This window comes from Pseudomonas sp. JQ170C (genome assembly GCF_035581345.1).
Lineage (GTDB): Bacteria > Pseudomonadota > Gammaproteobacteria > Pseudomonadales > Pseudomonadaceae > Aquipseudomonas.
The window spans coordinates 2676897-2694111 of record NZ_CP141608.1; the positions used below are offsets into that span (position 1 = coordinate 2676897).

Genomic DNA, 17215 nt, shown 5'->3' on the forward strand with positions numbered 1-17215 from the left:
CCCCGGCTCCCGCGCCCGCCTTCATGGCGGGCGACTTCTTTCTATAACAATAATCAGAGGTATCCCATGCTCGGCATCGAAACTGGCTACCGCCCGAAAGCCGCCTGGACCATCGCGGTACTGTTGGCGGTGATGATGTTGGTGAACTTCCTCGACAAGGTGGTCATCGGCCTGGTCGCTGTGCCGATGATGGCGGAGCTGCAGCTCAGTCCTGCAGAGTTCGGCCTGATCGGCGGCGCGCTGCACTGGTTGTTCTCCCTCTCGGCGGTGCTGGGCGGCTTTCTCGCCAATCACAAGCCGACCCGCACCCTGTTGCTCGGCATGGGCCTGTTCTGGGCCCTGGTGCAACTGCCGATGCTGTTTGCCACCTCGTTGTGGACCATCGTCGCCTGCCGGGTGCTGCTGGGGATCGGCGAAGGTCCGGCCTCACCGGTGGCCACCCACGCCCTGTACAAGTGGTTCCCCGACAACAAGCGCAGCCTGCCGGTGGCCTTGCTGCATTCGGGCAGCGCCATGGGCTTGCTGGTGGCCGGCCTGCTGATCCCGTGGATGAGCGTGCATTACGGTTGGCGCAGCAACTTCGCCGTGCTCGCGGCCATCGGCCTGGTCTGGTGCGTCGCCTGGTACCGGCTGGGCAGGGAAGGGCAGTTGGACAATGTTGCCGCGGCCACGCCCGAAGCTGCCGTGGCGCAGGCGCGCATCCCGTACCGGCGCCTGCTCAGCGACCCGACCGTGATCGGCAACTACCTTGGCCACTTCGCCGCCAACTGGTCGCTGGCGTTGACCCTGACCTGGGTGCCGGCCTATCTGGAGAAGGGCCTGGGCATGGCCTCGCTGAATGCCGGGCGGATGTTCGTGGTGTTCGTGCTGGTGACCACGCCGTTGAGCCTGATCATGGCCTGGTGGTCGCAGCGCCTGTTGCGCCGGGGCCTGCCGTCGCGGCTGGCGCGTGGGGTGTTCGTCTCGGTGTGCCTGATCCTCAGTGGCATTCTCGCCGCCGCCCTGGTACTGCCGGGGTTGTCGCTGGCCGAACGCATCGCCTGTCTGACCTTGAGCGGCGGCCTGGCGCTGGTGATGTACTCGATTGGTCCGGCGATGCTTGCCGAAGTGGTGCCCAGCGGCCAGCGTGGCAGCATGCTTGCCATCGGTAATGCCTGCGGGTCATTGGCGGGGCTGGCGGCACCGGTGATCACCGGCTTTCTGGTGCAGAACGCCGAAGGAATCAACGCTGACGGCTATGCCCACGGCTTCATGGTCTGTGGCGCGGTGCTGGTCAGCGCCGGGCTGATCGGCCTGCTGACCATGAACCCGCAGCGCTCGCGCAATCAGCTCAACACCCCGACGGCGGCGCCGCTCCCTCACTCCTCTTGCGGCTCCTGCTGACGCTCGATCAGTTCACCTTTCCAGCGCCCTGACTGCACCACTTCAATTAACAGGGCGCGTACCAGGTCGCGGATGCACGAGGCAGGAAAGCTCAGGGGCCTGTGGGTCGAGTAAGCGATCGACAGGGTACGTCGTATGCTGGGTTCGACAATGCGCCGGGCCAGCTGGAGCGGGTTGTCCTCTACCGCTGGCCAGTTGCCGATGGTTGCCGCCAGCCCACTGCGTACCAGGCTGCTGACCCCTTGGGCGGTCTGTTGCTCGTACTGCACCTTGAGCTCCAGTCCGGCTTCAACGGCGGCTTGTTCCACGCGTCGGCGCAGGTGCGAACTGCTCCGTGGCGCCATCACCAGGGTCTGGCCCAAGGCCCGGGCCAGGGTGATGCTATCGTCGCTGCAGGCCGCGGCCTGCACACTCAGCCAGTACAGTTCTTCGCTGAAGATCGGCTCGACATGCACATGCTCGAGCTCTTCGGCGTTGGGCACCAGGCCAAAATCCACCTTGCCCAGTTCGATGGCTTCGCCGCCTTCCTGGCTCAGTCCGTCGCGAACGGTCAGCTCGATGCCGGGAAATTTCTCGTTGGCGCGGGTGATGATCAGCGGCAGCAGCAAGGCCGACGCGGTGACCGGAATGGCAATGGCGACCCGGCCTTTGGGGTTGCCCTTGGTCGACTCCAGCTCATCCTTGACCGAGTCGATGGTCTGCATCACCGAGCGGGCGATTTCGTACAGGCGCCGGCCGGCATCGGTGAGGTTGACGCCATCGTGAACGCGCTCAAGCAACTGAAGTTCGAGCTCGCTTTCCAGCAAGTTGATCTGCCGGCTGAGGGCCGGCTGGGCGATATAGGCACGACGCGCTGCCGACGAGAAACTCCCGGCTTCGGCAATGGCGATCAGATAACGCAGTTGTTTGAGTGTCATGGTGGAGTTCCGCGGCCATGCCGGCGTGATATAGCCCGTATTGAAAGACAATATTGGTGCATTGCCTGATGGCTCAATAGGATGGCGCCATCGCTTTCATATGACCTGTTTATTGTCTTGGTTGCAACGCTAGCGTGTTGATTTTCAACGCCTTGCGCTGAAGTTTCGGGAGTTCTCCATATGCTGCCAAATACCGCTTCGGGTGCCTTCGGCCGGTTAATGCTGGGGCATGGGCAGGAGCCCGATCCACGCTTCACCCTGGCCAACGAGCGCACCTTTCTGGCGTGGATCCGCACGGCACTGGCCTTGCTCGCCAGCGGTATCGCGGTGGAGGCCTTCACCGTGGCGCTGTTCAGCGCGGACGTGAAACGGGTGCTGGTGCTCGGCCTGCTGGGGCTCAGCCTGATGGTGAGCCTGGGGGCCTTCTGGCGCTGGCTGAGTGTCGAGCGTGCGCTCAGGCAGCAGGCACCGCTCCCTGTTTCGCCGCTCATTCCGCTGCTTTCGGGGGGCTGCGCGGTGCTCGTCGGCGGGGTGATCGCCACGCTGTGGGGGCCGTGGTGACGGATGCCGGCCTGCAGCCGGAGCGCACCACGCTGGCATGGAAGCGCACGCACATTTTGCTGGTGCTGGTGGCCTGCCTGGCCTTGCGTTGCCTGCAGCACCACCCGGTACTGAGCGTCGGCGTCATCATCCTGGCCGGGTTGCAGGCGCTGCTGATCGTGCTCGAGCAGGGTCGCTGCTATCGGCGGTCGCGCCTGGGCATGGCCGGGCAGGGCCCGACCTGCAACCCGGGGCCGCTGTTGATGCTGTGCTTGAGCACTGCGCTGCTGGCGGTGCTGACGCTGATTGCCGTTTTGATGCACGCCTGAACGTTCTTGGGCGGGCCTTTTCTCGGTTCTTCGTGGATTGTCGGGGAAGTTTGGCTTGGATGGTGACGGTGACGGTGACGGTGACGGTGATGGTGACGGTGAACTTATCCATTTTGGAGGGTGACGCCACTGGCCCCTTCCGCCCTTACGGCGGGTTCCTTTGGCAAACGCCCCAAAGGAACACAAAGGTCTCGCCCCACCAGGGGCCCTACGCTCCGCTCCGGGTCCCCTCTCTCCGGTGTCGCTACGGGGTATCGCGGCCTACGAGTTGCAAGCAACTCTACGTCTCGCGACTTCGGCTATCGCCGAAGGTGCTCCGCACTCACCCCTCCACGACACCTCCGTTCGGCCCTTCTGGTTAACGGGGCAGGTAGATCAAAAGCAAAAGAGCAAAAGCAAAAGAGCAAAAGCAAAAGAGCAAAAGCAAAAGAGCGGTGCTTACTGACTCACCATGGTCCAAAAGCAAGAGCGCAGCGAATTGTGCTCTTGATCTTGATCCACCGGCCCCGTTAACCAGAAGGGCCGAACGGAGGTGTCGTGGAGGGGCTAGCGCGAAGCGCCTTCGGCCGTGGCCGAAGTTGCGAAGCGTAGAGTTGCTTGCAAATCGTAGCTCGCAATGCCCCGTAGCGACGCCGTAGTGAGGGGACCCGGAGCGAAGCGTAGGGCCCCTGGTGGGGCGAGAATTTTTTGCTTACTTTTTTTTCGACTGAAAAAAAGTAAGGCGCCGTAAGGGCGCAAAGGTGACTCGGCGCCGCCTTGGCAAATGGATAAACCCACAGCACTCAAAGCCACAAAGCCACAAACAACATCAAACGCATAAAACCGTGAAGATCCCTTTTGTCAGGAGCAACAACATGAAACCCGCATGGTCCTGCCTCAACGATGTAAAGATCATCGATGTCAGCCAACTGCTGCCTGGCCCCCATGCCACCTCACTGCTGTTGCAGTTGGGGGCGGACGTGATCAAGGTCGAGCAACCGGGTACGGGCGACAGCTCGCGCATGCTCGGTAATGCAGTGTTTGCCCAGTTCAACCGTGGCAAGCGGTCGATTGCCCTGAACCTCAAGGACCCGGACGATAAAGCCGCGTTCCTCGCGCTGGTCCGCGATTGCGACGCCGTGGTCGAGGGCTTTCGCCCTGGCGTGATGCAGCGCCTGGGGCTGGGGTACGAGGAATTGGCCAGGGTTAACCCGGCCATTGTCCTCTGTTCGATTTCCGGCTTTGGCCAGACCGGCCCCTATGCGACCCATGCCGGGCATGACCTCAATTACCTGGCGATGGCCGGCTACTGGTCAATCCCGGTGCAGGTCGAAGACAAGGTCGCCCGGCCCAAAGTGCGGCTGTCGGACTATGCCGCCTCGGCCTACGCCGCCTTGTCGCTGTCGGTGGCGATCATGAGTGCGCGCCAGCAAGGGGTCGGCCAGCACCTGGACGTCTCGGTGCACGACTCGATTCTGTCCTGGACCGCGCACATGGCCTGGCTGTCCCGTGGCTTTGAAGACAATCCCGTCGCCTCACCGACGGTGATGCCTGAAAACGATATCTTCCAGACGCGGGACGGTCGCTACCTGGCGATGGGCATTCTCGAGAACAAATTCTGGGAGACCCTGTGTGATGCGCTGGGTGACGAGTTTGCGCCGCTCAGGGACAAGCGCTTTGCCAACCGCATGGGTCGCCTTGGCTGCAAGCAGGAGGTCAATGGGCTGCTCAAAGGCATCTTCCTCAGCCGCACACTGGCGCAATGGGCCGAGGCTTTCGCGGGGCTCGACCTGCCGTTCTCACCGCTGCTCAGCGCCAGTGAGCTGTTCGACGATCCCCATGTACAGGCGCGGGGCACGGTGCGGCCATTGCCGAACGAACGGACGATCAGCGTCGGGTTTCCGGTGAAGTTCTCCCGGGGGCTGCCGGAAAGCGACAGCACGGTCCCAGCCTTGGGTGAGTATGACGTGGCTGCTTTCAAGGCGGGCCTGTAAGGGCCCGGGCACCCAGGACGGAGGGGAGAGCGAGCGGTGCCAGGAACAACCCATTCTCACCTCACCATTCCCAATCGCGCCCTCACTGATTAGACTTGCGAAAAATTCTTATTTGCAACTGATCATCTTTCAGGGGGGCGGGATGTCCACGGTAGTTCCCGACACGGCTGCGTGCATGGGCCTGGAAACGTTGTACCGCGAGCACAGCGGCTGGCTGCGTGTCTGGTTGCGCCAGCGCCTGAACAATTCCGCGGATGCGGCGGACCTGGCCCAGGACACCTTCATCCGCGTGCTGCTGGCGCGCACTGCGGGCACGCTCAAGGAGCCGCGTCACTACCTGGCAACCATCGCTCGTGGTCTGGTCATCGACCTGTATCGACGCCGCAGCCTGGAAAGCGCTTACCTCGAAGCCCTGGCGCTGCAGCCGGAACACTATGCGCCCTCTGCCGAAACCCGTGCTGCGATCCTCGATACGCTGCTGACCATCGACCGCATGCTCGACGGCCTCGGCCCCCGCACGCGGGCTATCTTCCTCGCTGTGCAGCTCGATGGCCTGAGCTACGAGAAAGCTGCCGAGCGGGTTGGCGTTTCGGTGACCACCGTGCGCAAGCACCTGGCGCGTGCGCTGATGCATTGCTTGCTGCTCGAGGACGTATGAAGGTCATTCTTGCCGAGGCGGTGGACTGGTACGTGCGCCTGCACGACAGCCGCGTCGATGATGCCACCCGCGCGGCCTGGCAGGCCTGGTGCGCGGCCGACGTTCGCCATGCCGAAGCCTGGGTGCGCCTGGAACAGCTGCAGCGGCGTCTGGGCAACGCCCCCAGCGGGGCGGCGCTGACGCTGGAAAACGCGCGGCGGGATCGGCGCAATGCGGTGAAGACGTTGGCGCTGTTGCTCGGCGTCGGCGTGGTCGGTTGGCAGGGCTATCGCGTCTCGCCGTGGAGCGCCGAATACGCCACAGGGGTCGGCGAGCGGCGACAATTGACCCTGGCCGACGGCACGCGGCTGGACCTCAACACCGACACCCGCGTCGATATCCGCTTCGACGCCGGCCAGCGCCTGATCCACCTGCGCCAGGGCGAGATCCTGGTGGAAACCGCCAAAGACCCGCGACCCCTCAGCGTGCGCAGTCCTGAAGGCGACATCCTTGCCCTCGGCACCCTGTTCAGCGTGCGTCAGGACGCCGGCGTGAGTCATGTGGCGGTGGTCGCCCATGCGGTGGAGGTGCGACCGAACCGATCGGCCCAGGGGGTGCGCATCGACGCCGGTCAGCGCCTGAGCTTCAGCGCCGACAACCTGGGGCCGCTGCGGCCGCTGGCCGTCGATGCCCAGGCCTGGACCCGCGGCATGCTGGTCAGCGTCGACTGGCGCCTGGGCGATGTGGTCAACGAGCTGGCGCGCTATCGCCCCGGTTATCTCGGTTGCGCCGAGCAGGTCACCGGGCTGCGCCTGTCCGGCGCCTTCAACCTCGACGACACCGACGCCGCCCTGGCCAGCCTGGAGGACTCCCTGCCGATCCGCGCACGGCGTATGACGCGCTATTGGGTGCGTTTGGAACCCCGCAGCCTGGGGTAAGGTGCCCAATCGCGATTTTTTCGCATTTGGGGGTGACAGATTTCTTTCGCTGTTTCGGCTCTTGAGAACGCGCGCATCGGACGCGCTCAAGACAACCCGAACAGGAGCCCCGTTTCATGTCTGCACGCCGTTCTCCACTCGCCCGCAGCATTCGCCAGGCGACCCTGGCGTTGAGCCTTTGCAGCGCTGCACTGGCGACTTCAACCGCCTGGGCCGCACCGCAGCACTACGATATCCCGGCCGGCAGCCTGGCCGCCGCGATCAGCCAGTTCGCCGCCGCCAGCGGCGTGACCATCAGCTTCAGCAGCGAAGAAACCGCCGGGCTGCAGTCATCCGGGCTGCGGGGCAGCTTCGAGCTGGAGCAGGGCTTTGCCGCGTTGCTGCAGGGCAGTGGGCTGCGGGTGCAGCAGGCGGGAGAAAAGCGCTATGTGCTGAGCCCGGCGCACACCGGCGATGCCGTTGAACTGGGGGCGACCAGCATCGACTCCACAGGCCTGGGGGGGACCACCGAAGGCACCGGCAGCTACACCACCGGCGTGACCAGCACGGCGACCAAGATGAACCTGTCGATCCGTGAGACGCCGCAAACCATCACAGTGGTGACCCGTCAGCGCATGGACGATCAGCACTTGGCGAGCATGACCGATGTGCTGAAAAGCACACCGGGCATCACCATGACCCAGGATGGCGGCGAGCGCTTCAACATCTATGCCCGTGGCAACGCCATCAACACCTATCAGTTCGACGGCGTCACCACGGTCCAGGAAAACGTCACCCGCAACATGCCCAGCACCTTGCTGGACATGGCGCTGTATGACCACGTCGAGATCGTGCGTGGCGCAACCGGCCTGATGACCGGAGCAGGCGAGCCCAGTGGCGTGGTCAACCTCGTTCGCAAAAAGCCGACGCGTGAATTCAAATCCTACGTGCAGGGCAGTGCGGGCTCCTGGGACAACTACCGCGCAGAGGTCGACCTCTCTGGCCCGCTGAATGAGCAGAAGACGATCCGCGGCCGCTGGGTAGCCGCCAAGCAGGACAATGACTCGTTCATGGACTGGTACACCCAGGACCGTGAAATTCTCTATGGCGTCGTGGAAGGTGACCTGAGCGATACCACGCTGCTGCGTTTTGGTATCGACAATCAGAAATACAAAGCCACGGGCTCGCCCGGTGTACCGCTGCTCTACACCAATGGGCAGCCGACGGATTTCTCCCGTTCGACAAGCTCGGGCGCGCGCTGGGGCCATGAAAAGTTCGACACCACCAACTACACCGCGACGCTGGAGCAGATGCTCGCCCATGACTGGGAACTGCGCGTGGTGGGCAACTACATGAAGATCAAGCGCGACCTGGACAACACCACCTACGGTAGCCAGACCGGCCGGTCCTTCATTGACCAGGCGACTGGCGAGGCGCAAGGCTCCCACGACAAAGCCAAGGTCGATCAGGTCCAGAAAGGCGTGGATATCAACCTCAGAGGGCCTTTCGCGTTGTTCGGCCGTTCCCACGATCTGGTCGTCGGCTACAACTATGGCGATTACCACAACGATCACGTGGCGTATTCGGGCGACGTCGATTTCAATTACACCACCTGGGACAACGAGATCATCAACGCGCCGTTCACGGGCGGGCTGGATTTCGACACCAAGGTCCGCCAACAAGGCTACTTCACCGCCAGCCGCTTCAACTTCACCGACCAGCTTCACCTGATCCTGGGCGCGCGGGTATCGGACTACCGCTATGACTACTACTTGAGGGGGTATGACTTCGGTGACCCTGACGAGTTGATCATTCCGTACGACATGAAGGAAACCGGCGTGGTCACGCCCTACGCCGGCCTGATCTACGACCTCACCCCTGCGCAGTCGGTGTATGTCAGTTACACCGATATCTTCAGGCCGCAGAATGCCCGCGACAGGACCGGCAAGGTACTGGACCCGGAGGTGGGTACCAACTATGAACTGGGCTGGAAAGGCGAGTTCTTCGAGGGCCGCCTGAATGCCAATGCCGCGCTGTACTGGATCAAACGTGACAACCTGGCCGTGGATGATCCGGACGCCAATGTGCCGGGCACCAACGACCCTGCCTCCCGTGCCGAAGATGGCGCCGAAACCAAAGGCATCGACCTGGAACTGGCCGGCGAGGTTGCACCCGGCTGGAACATCCAGACCGGCTACAGCCACACCCGCACCGAAAACGCTGACGGTGTTCGCCTGACCACTCAACTGCCCATGGACACCTTCCGCTTCTGGACCACCTACCGCTTGCCTGGCGAGTGGGAGAAGCTGACCGCGGGCGCCGGTGTGAACTGGAACTCCAAGTCGTCGGTGTACTTCAGCCGCTATAGCACGCGCATTACCCAGGATGACTACGCCGTCGCCAGCCTGATGGCGCGTTACCAGATCAACGACCACCTCGCGGCTACCCTGAACCTCGACAATATCTTCGACGAGAAGTACTACTCCGGCATGGCCGGCAGTTACGGCCACTACGGGGCGCCGCGTAATGCCAACCTGACGATGCGCTATGACTTCTAACGTGAACGCGGTGCGGCATCGCCGCACCGCGTTCAACCCTAGAAACTGATCTCCATATTGAAGGTGGGCGTAGATGTCCGACTGCCACGACCGCCGTCGACACCAAACTTGTTGTGCCAATACTCATAACCCACCCCCAGCCAGAGATTGGGTTTGGTCTTCTCTCCAGGACGCAGGGCGAACAGCAACGAGCTTCGCAACAGGGTTTCGGCTGCGGTGTCCCGGTCGTTGTAGTCCTTGCCCTTTTCGCCGATGTGATTGAGCGTGCCCTGGAACTTGGCATTGTGCGTGCCGACCTGGAACGGCCTGAGCCAGGTCAGGTTCAGGGCATAGGTGCCGTCGAACGTCAGTTCCTTGTCGCGCACGCCCGGAATGCCACTCTGGTTATGCTCGCGGTAATACATCAGGCTGAGGTCCAGAACCCCGACGCTGTTGAATTTCAGCGTCGGCCCGACAACCACGGCGCGTTTGTTGGACGAGCCGAGGTTGTTGTTACGGTTGGCGTCGAAGCCCAGGGTCAAGGCGTAGTCCTTGATCAGGCCGTCACCCTTGGGAATATCCAGCACGCGCGAAGCAAACAACTGATTGCGGTAAACGGCATACACTTCACTGCTGCCATGGTCGGTGCCCTTGCGTGGATCATTGCTGTCCGATAGCAATACGTCGATATTGAGAAAGTTGCTGCCGTACCGGTAGCCGTCGGCGTGGGTGAAGGTAAAGACCCTTTTGCTGATGTAGTGGGGATTGTTGGGGTTGGTGAACTGTTTGCCATAACGAAAGCCCACGCTGTTGTTGACCCACTCGAACGCCTGAGCGGGTTGCTGGTAGAGCAGGGCTGCGGAAACGGCGGCGCTGAGTAGAATGTATTTCACGGTCAGTCCTGATCAGGGTTCGAGGCTGTCGAGCATCATGTGCCTGACGCCCTCTTGGGCGTTCTTGCGCAGTCGGGCCAGGTCCAGCCCGGGGATTTCACCCCGGTCGACGGCCACGCAGCCGTTGATGATGCTGTAGTGCACGGCTACCGGCTCGCCGGCCGCCACCGGCGCCACGGCGATGTCGTGGAAGCCGAAGAAGCGCGGGTGGTCGAGCCTGTACACCACCAGGTCGGCCGCCTGGCCAACCTCCAGGGTACCCACGGCATCCAGCCCCAGTACGCGGGCCCCTCCGGCACTGCCCCAATGAATGACATCTTCAATGGTGGTTGCCTGCACGCCTTGGGCGGCGCGGTGAATCAGCCAGGCCATGTTCGCTTCGCTGATCATGCTGCCGGACTCGTTCGAGGCGACCCCGTCCACGCCCAGCGAGATGGTGACCCCGGCGTTGGCCAGTTGCGGGACCGGGGCGATGCCACTGCCAAGGCGGCTGTTGCTGAGCGGGCAATGGGAAATGCCGGTGTTGGTTTGCGCGAGCAGGCGAATCTCGCCCGGCTCCAGGTGGACCATGTGCGCAAACCAGACATCCGGCCCCAGCCATTCGTGCTCAGCCACAAACTCGACCGGCAGGCAGTTGAACTTCTCCCGGCAGAAGTTCACATAGTTGCGGGTTTCCGAGAGGTGGCTGTGCATGCGCAGCCCCATGTCCCGGGCGCTGTGGGCCAGCTCGCGCAGCAGGGCAGGCGGCAGGGAGAAGGTCGGTGTGGTCGGTGCAACCACCACCCGGCGCATCGCCGTCGGCGTGTCCTGGTGATAGCGCGCTTTCAGCCGTTCGATATCCCCGAGCATCTGTTCCAGGGTTTCCGGGAGCAGCGCCGTTTTCGAGAAGCCAGGGTGCGCATTGGCCGACTCCAGCGCGCCGCCACGGCACAAGACAAAGCGCATGCCGAACGCTTGCGCGACATTGAACAGCAGGTCGCCGCTCTCGGTGCTGCCGTGGGCATGGTAGAGATAGTGGTGGTCGGCACAGGTCGTGACCCCCGACAGCAGCAGTTCGGCCATGCCCAGTTGCGCAGCGACATGGATGAGCGTCGGGGTAAAGCGGTCAAGGCGCGGGTAGGGCACGCTGGCCAGCCAGTCCTGCAAGTCCTGGTTCATCCCGGACGGAACCGCCTTCAGCAGGTTCTGCGCCAGGTGATGGTGGGTATTGACCCAGCCGGGGTAGACCACGCAATCGGTGGCGTCGATGACCCGTTCGCCCGGTTGAGCGCTGAGGTTGCTTGCAATCTCGGTGATCACGCCGTTGCCAATACGTATGTCCACCCGGCCTGCGCGGGCACGCGGGCCGCGCAGGCCGGTCATTACCGCGGACGATCCTTTCACCAGAATATTTTGCTGTTTCATCGCCAGATCCTTTGCGTAAGCAGTGATGGGTCAGTGACCATGGGAGGAGCGTTCCAGCACCGGCTTGGCCGAGGTGTCGACGCCATTGAGCAGGACGTTGAGCAGTACGGCGACGATGCAGGCGATCACCACGCTGCTGTGCAGGAACGGTTGGCTCCAGGCCGGCAACTGGCTGAACAGGGTTGGCGCAAGCACCGGGACCAGGCCCACGGAGATGCTGAACGCGACGATCATCACGTTGTGCCGGCTGTTCTCGTAATCCACTTTGGCCAGGGTCTGGATGCCCGCAGCCGCCACCACGCCGAACATGGCAATCGCGGCGCCGCCCAGGGCGGCCGCAGGTGTGGAGGCAATCACCGCGCCGGCTTTGGGCACCAGGGCCACCAGGCACATGATCACCCCGCTGGTGGCGACGACCCAGCGGCTGCGCACGCCGGAGAGAATCACCAGGCCGACGTTTTCCATGTGGGCAATGAACGGAAACGCAGCGAAGCAGCCGGCGATGGCACTGGACAGGCCATTGGCGCGCAGGCCATTGACCACTTCGTTCTGCTTGATCGGTTTATCGACAATGTCGCCGATGGCAACGAACAGCCCCATCGACTCGACCATCTGCACGATCATCACCACCAGCATGGTGGCAATCGGCAGGATCGCGAACGTCGGCACGCCGAAGTAGAACGGATAGGGCGCGGTGAGCCACGGCGCATCGCCCACCCGGCTGAAGTCCCCCATGCCCAGGGCGCAACCGAGCACGGTGCCGATGACCATGCCGATCAGCACCGAGAGGTTGCGCATCATCGGGTTGCCGAAGCGGTTGACCGCCAGGATGGTGACCAGCACCACGGCGGACACCAGCAGGAAAGCCGGCGCGCCGTAGTTGGCGTTGTTCTTGCCGCCGCCCGCCCAGGAATAGGCGACCGGCAGCAGTTGCAGGCCGATGACCGTGACGATGCAACCGATCACCACCGGCGGAAAATAGGGGCGCATGCGGCCCACCATCGGTGCGGCCAGCATGGTGATGACCCCGGCGCCAATCACCGCTCCGCAGATGCCGGCAATGCCGATGTCCGGGTTGGAGCCGATCGCGATGACCGGGCCGACACTGCTGAAGGCCGCGCCCTGGAGCACCGGCAAACGCACGCCGAATTTCCAGAAGCCAACGGTTTGCAGCAGGGTGGCAATGCCGGTACAGAACAGGGTGGTGCTGATGAGGATAACGGTCTCGGCGTGGGAGAGTTTCAGCGACGAGGCGACCAGCAGGGGTACGGCGACCGACCCGAGGTAACAGATCGCCATGTGCTGTATGCCGAGCGTCACCATCTGCCGCACCGGCAGTAGCTGGTCAACGGGGTGCTTGTGTGAAGTCATGATGTTGCTCCTCTGAATCTTGTTGTTGTGCTGTTAAGAGGCCTATCCATTCAGACTGTACAAATTCGACACGAGAACGCTGCACCCCGTAGGCTCGTTGCCCAGGTCGCCTTCAAGGTGGTGGGGCTGGCTGCGCCGGCGCATCGGCGCGGCGGCGCAGTTGACCGGCGGATGCCTCAACTGGCCAGGCAGGCCTGGAAACGCTCGTTCAGTGCTGCGCGGTCAAGGTTGCGACCGATGAACACGACCTTGCTCGAGCGCGGTTCGCTGCCCCAGGGCTGGGCTGCACGGAACTCCACCAGGCTGTGAACGCCCTGCAACACATAGCGTTGGTCCTGATCCTGGACCGCCAGCACGCCTTTCATGCGGAACAGGGTGTCCGCCTGTTCGGTGCGCAGTTCGCTGATCCAGCGGTGGAAGGCCACCAGGTTGATGTCCGACGACACGGAGAAACCGACCGAGGTGACACTGGCGTCATGCTCGTGCGGGTAGTCGTCGTGTTCGTTTTCGTGGTCATGTTTATGGGCGTGATCGTGGCGGTCTGCCTGCTCGGGCGTGGCGCCGATCTCCATGAGCTTCTGGGTGGCCTCGAAGGCACCGATACCGAGGATTTTCTGCAAGTCGATCTGCGCAAAACTTGAGGTCACCAGTTCAGCGGTGGCGTTCAAGCTGCGGATTTTCTGGCTCAGGTCGGCGACTTCCAGATCGTTCACCAGGTCGACCTTGTTGATCACGATGCGGTCGGCGCAGACGATCTGGTCGACCGCCTGGTTGTCGACGCCATCGAGCTCCAGGTCTTCCAGGTGCTGGGCGATGTGCTTGGCATCGACCATGGTGACGATGGCATCGAGCTCCACTTCGGCGGCAATCGGGTCGTTGATGAAGAAGCTCTGCGCCACCGGGTAAGGGTCGGCCAGGCCGCTGGTCTCCACCAGGATGTGGTCCAGGCGTTCCGGCCGCGCCACCAGTTCGCGGACGATGCGCACCAGGTCTTCGCGCACTTCGGCAGTGCAGCACACGCAGCCGTTGACCATTTCGTAGATTTCTTCGGTTTCCGAGGCCAACACCAGGTCGCCATCAATCCCCACTTCACCGAACTCGTTTTCAATGACGGCGATCTTGCGGCCATGGTTCTCGCGCAGGATGTAGTTCAACAGGGTGGTTTTTCCCGCGCCCAGGAAGCCGGTAAGAATGGTGACCGGGATCTTGGTATTGCGGGTCGGTGCCTTGAAAGTGCTGTTCATACAAGCTCCTTGGTGTTGCCAGTAAGGTCAGTTGCGGCGGGTTCGCCCCAACGCACGGCAGTGCCGGCGTCAAGCCCGAACAGGTCGAGCACCCGGCCGAGGCTGTGGTCGATCATGTCTGCAAGGTTTGCCGGTCGGGCATAGAACGCGGGGACGGGGGGCGCGATGATGCCGCCCATTTCGGTGACGGCCGTCATGTTGCGCAGGTGGGCCAGGGTCAACGGCGTTTCGCGGGTCATCAGCACCAGCGGCCGTCGCTCCTTGAGGGTGACGTCCGCCGCCCGGGAAATCAGCCCCGAGGACGTCCCGGTGGCTATTTCGCCGAGGGTGCGCATCGAGCACGGCGCGACGATCATGCCCAGGGCATGGAACGAGCCGCTGGCCACCGACGCGGCGATGTCGTCGGCGCGGTGGTAGTGGCTGGCCAGGGCCACCACGTCGGCCAGCTTGTAGTCGGTTTCATGGGCCATGGTCAGCAGGGCGGCGCGGCTGACGATCAGGTGCGTCTCGATCTTCAGTTCGGCCAGGATCTGCAGGAGCCGCACGCCATAGACAAAGCCCGAGGCGCCGCTGATACCGACCACCACGCGCCGAGGCTTGGCGCCGCGCGGGCTATTCATGATGCAGCCCGCCCAGGTAGGGTTTGATCAGCTCGCGGGCGCGGCTGCACACCTCGTCGCAGAGTTGTGCGCGTACACCCTCGAAGCCCGAGCCTCGGGTGGCGTCCAGGCCCATGCGCGATGTCGTGCCGTTGGCCGAGGACGAGGGGTCCAGCGGGCTGCCCGGCAGGCCGTCGACCATGAACTGGTCCTGGTGCGGCTGGAAGTGCGTTGCCAGCGCCCAGAGCACCTGGCTGTCGTCGGTGATGTCGATGTCGCTGTCGACGGCAATCACGGTCTTCAGGTACGGGTCCCAGCCGAGCAGCGCGAGCATGATCTGCCGGGCCTCGCCGTCGCGGCTCTGGTCGAGGGCGACATAGCAATGAAAATGCGTGCCGGAGTTGGGGTAATGCACGGCGGTCACCGCCGGGAAGCGCGCCTTGAGCTTCTCGCTCATCTCCGCTTCGCGGGGCAGGCGGGCCAGGGTCAGGTGCTCGGCATAGCGGCCGCCGACCACATCCACCAGCCAGGCATCGCGTCGGCGCATCAGGGTGTCGATGCGAAGCACGTTGTTCGTCGAGCGGTCGGAGGAATAGCCGCTGAACTCGCCGAACGGGCCTTCGTCGGCGTAGGCCATGGGGTCGATGGCGCCTTCGAGGACGAACTCGGCAAAGGCCGGTACACCAATGCCGTAGCGCGGCGTGCGCACCAGTTGCAGCGGCGCACCGAACAGGCCGCCGGCCACCGCGCGTTCATCGCTGCCAAAGGGCAGGCGTGCGGCGGCGGCGAGCATGAACAGCGGGTGAGCGCCGACCACCATGGCCACGTGCAACTCTTCGCCGCGTTCGCGGGCGGTCTGCAGCATGCGCCAGAGGTGGCCGCGCGAGTGCAGGCTGGTCGCCAGCGCCTGGCGCGCATGGCGCATCGAGCGGTGGTAGCTCATGTTGGCGACGCCGGTGACCGGGTCCTCGGCGACAATGATGGCGTTGGTAATGTAGGGCCCGCGGTCGCTGTCGAAATGCTTGAGCATCGGCAGCAAGGCCAGGTCCACGTCTTCGCCTTCGAAGATCTCATCAAGGATCGGGCCTTCCTGGACGTAGACCGGATCGATGGGCCGGTTGGCCCGGGCCTGGAAGACTTCGTGCAGTTGTTCGGGGGCCGCGCCAAAGATGCGCGCGATTCGGGTGCGTGAGGCAAACACATTGGTGACGACCGGCCCTTGCTGACCGCCGACGTTTTCACAGACCAGCAACGGGTGCAGGCCCTGCGCAGCCAGCGCATCGATGATGGCGGTGACGTCCTGGTCGGCGGACAGCGGCTCCTTGATGGTGAGCACATCGTCCGGGTACAGCGCGCGATACTGGGTGGCGAACGCATGAAAGTCCTGACATTCGCCGAGCGGTGATTTCAACATGTTGCACCTCGCAAAAAGCAGGCGCACAGCTACCTGAAGATGAAGGGGCAATCGACCGACTGGCAAAAGCCGGCCGACAGGTTCCCACCCCGTCAGCCGCGTTGACGGGTTGCACTACCAGGGCGTGCATGCGCCTGAAAGGGAGTACCGCTACAGGTAAGTCGTTGTCAGGCGAATGTCCGCTTCGACCAGATCCTTGGGTGGCTTGGTCGGCTCGATGCCCACCAGGCGGGCAATGTTGTTGCCCAGGTAGTCTTCCAGGTGATCTTCGTCGATGCCCAGGCCCTGCGGGGCCGGCGAGCAGAGCACTTCCAGTTCGCGCAGCCACATGCCCGGTTCGTTCGGTGGCGAGTCCGTGCCGAAGACGATCTTGTCGCGGGGCAGTTCCTTGGCGAACTCGACGATCCGCGACTGGAAGCACCAGCCCGATTCGCAATAGACGTTCGGCGTGTCCATCGCCATCCAGAACGCCTCGAACGAGTAGTTGCCGCCGGTCTGGATGCCGAAGTGACCAATGATGAAGTTCACCATCGGGAACTCGCGGATGATCGGGTAGAACATGGTCGGAATGGTGTACGGGCCATCACCGGTGTGGATCAGCACGACGATGTTGTACTTGGCACAGACTTTCATGGCCGGGCGCAGCCAGTCGAGGGCGCGATCCGGGCGGTAGCCGTGCATGTTGGCGTGCAGCTTGAGCATCTTGAAGCCGTATTCCTTGACATGGAATTCCAGCTCGGCGGCGCCGTTTTCCGGCCCCCAGCGCGGGTTGAAGTTGAAGTTGCCGATGAAGCGGTCCGGGTACTTGACGCACAGCTCGGCGACGTAGGACATGTAGTCGCGGATGCCTTCACGGCCGCGGCGATTGCCATCGCGGTAGCCGGTGTTGCCAGGGGGTGGCTGGATGAAGCCCATGTCGATGCGGCGCGGCTTGCCGTTGATCATGTACGGGCCATCCATCAACTTGAGCATGCGCTCGCCGGTGAAGGGCTCGCCGGTGTGGCGCCAGGCTTCATCGACCAGATTGGTAGGGTGCAGATGGGTGTCGATAATCATC

Annotated in this window: 15 protein-coding genes; 7 read left to right on the forward strand and 8 right to left on the reverse strand. The window is 63.3% G+C overall.

Going from position 1 to position 17215, the window contains the following annotated elements:
* Positions 1 to 66 precede the first annotated feature (66 nt).
* On the forward strand, positions 67 to 1383 hold the full coding sequence (locus U9R80_RS12390) for an MFS transporter (RefSeq protein ID WP_301842288.1): 1317 nt from the start codon (positions 67 to 69) through the stop codon (positions 1381 to 1383).
* Here the strand turns inward: U9R80_RS12390 and U9R80_RS12395 are convergent.
* Entirely contained in the window at positions 1359 to 2300 is a 942-nt protein-coding gene (locus tag U9R80_RS12395) for a LysR family transcriptional regulator (RefSeq protein ID WP_301842289.1), read from the reverse strand. The genes U9R80_RS12390 and U9R80_RS12395 overlap by 25 nt on opposite strands.
* Positions 2301 to 2480: 180 nt before the next feature.
* Here U9R80_RS12395 and U9R80_RS12400 point away from each other — a divergent pair, with 180 nt between their 5' ends.
* From U9R80_RS12400 to U9R80_RS12425, 6 genes are all read left to right on the forward strand, one after another.
* The gene (locus U9R80_RS12400) at positions 2481 to 2861 is read left to right on the forward strand and encodes a YidH family protein (protein ID WP_301842291.1); all 381 of its coding nucleotides are present in this window, start codon (positions 2481 to 2483) and stop codon (positions 2859 to 2861) included.
* Entirely contained in the window at positions 2858 to 3169 is a 312-nt protein-coding gene (locus U9R80_RS12405) for a DUF202 domain-containing protein (RefSeq protein ID WP_301842292.1), read from the forward strand. The genes U9R80_RS12400 and U9R80_RS12405 overlap by 4 nt, the downstream gene beginning before the upstream one ends.
* An 854-nt stretch (positions 3170 to 4023) precedes the next feature.
* Entirely contained in the window at positions 4024 to 5142 is a 1119-nt protein-coding gene (locus U9R80_RS12410) for a CaiB/BaiF CoA transferase family protein (RefSeq protein ID WP_301842293.1), read from the forward strand.
* A 142-nt stretch (positions 5143 to 5284) separates the two neighbouring features.
* Positions 5285 to 5800 carry a sigma-70 family RNA polymerase sigma factor gene (locus U9R80_RS12415; RefSeq protein WP_301842294.1) on the forward strand — a complete coding sequence of 172 codons (516 nt, stop codon included), beginning with the start codon at positions 5285 to 5287 and terminating at the stop codon, positions 5798 to 5800.
* Positions 5797 to 6717, forward strand: coding sequence for a FecR domain-containing protein (locus tag U9R80_RS12420; RefSeq protein ID WP_301842295.1), 921 nt, complete (start codon positions 5797 to 5799; stop codon positions 6715 to 6717). Before U9R80_RS12415 ends, U9R80_RS12420 begins: the two co-directional genes overlap by 4 nt.
* Before the next feature lie 116 nt (positions 6718 to 6833).
* Entirely contained in the window at positions 6834 to 9254 is a 2421-nt protein-coding gene (locus U9R80_RS12425; protein ID WP_301842296.1) for a TonB-dependent siderophore receptor, read from the forward strand.
* A 38-nt stretch (positions 9255 to 9292) separates the two neighbouring features.
* Here U9R80_RS12425 and U9R80_RS12430 read toward each other — a convergent pair whose 3' ends face one another.
* From U9R80_RS12430 to U9R80_RS12460, 7 genes are all read right to left on the reverse strand, one after another.
* On the reverse strand, positions 9293 to 10117 hold the full coding sequence (locus U9R80_RS12430; protein ID WP_442964972.1) for a nucleoside-binding protein: 825 nt from the start codon (positions 10115 to 10117) through the stop codon (positions 9293 to 9295).
* A 21-nt stretch (positions 10118 to 10138) separates the two neighbouring features.
* The gene (locus U9R80_RS12435) at positions 10139 to 11530 is read right to left on the reverse strand and encodes an amidohydrolase family protein (RefSeq protein ID WP_301842299.1); all 1392 of its coding nucleotides are present in this window, start codon (positions 11528 to 11530) and stop codon (positions 10139 to 10141) included.
* Between the two features lie 30 nt (positions 11531 to 11560).
* On the reverse strand, positions 11561 to 12901 hold the full coding sequence (locus tag U9R80_RS12440; protein WP_301842301.1) for a nucleobase:cation symporter-2 family protein: 1341 nt from the start codon (positions 12899 to 12901) through the stop codon (positions 11561 to 11563).
* A 176-nt stretch (positions 12902 to 13077) separates the two neighbouring features.
* Entirely contained in the window at positions 13078 to 14145 is a 1068-nt protein-coding gene (locus tag U9R80_RS12445; RefSeq protein WP_301842304.1) for a CobW family GTP-binding protein, read from the reverse strand.
* Entirely contained in the window at positions 14142 to 14765 is a 624-nt protein-coding gene (locus tag U9R80_RS12450; RefSeq protein WP_301842305.1) for a UbiX family flavin prenyltransferase, read from the reverse strand. The genes U9R80_RS12445 and U9R80_RS12450 overlap by 4 nt, the downstream gene beginning before the upstream one ends.
* Positions 14758 to 16158: a UbiD family decarboxylase gene (locus U9R80_RS12455; RefSeq protein WP_301842306.1), complete on the reverse strand. Its 1401-nt coding sequence runs from the start codon at positions 16156 to 16158 to the stop codon at positions 14758 to 14760. Before U9R80_RS12455 ends, U9R80_RS12450 begins: the two co-directional genes overlap by 8 nt.
* Positions 16159 to 16308: 150 nt before the next feature.
* Positions 16309 to 17214 carry an amidohydrolase family protein gene (locus U9R80_RS12460; protein WP_301842307.1) on the reverse strand — a complete coding sequence of 302 codons (906 nt, stop codon included), beginning with the start codon at positions 17212 to 17214 and terminating at the stop codon, positions 16309 to 16311.
* Between the last annotated feature and the right edge of the window lies 1 nt (position 17215).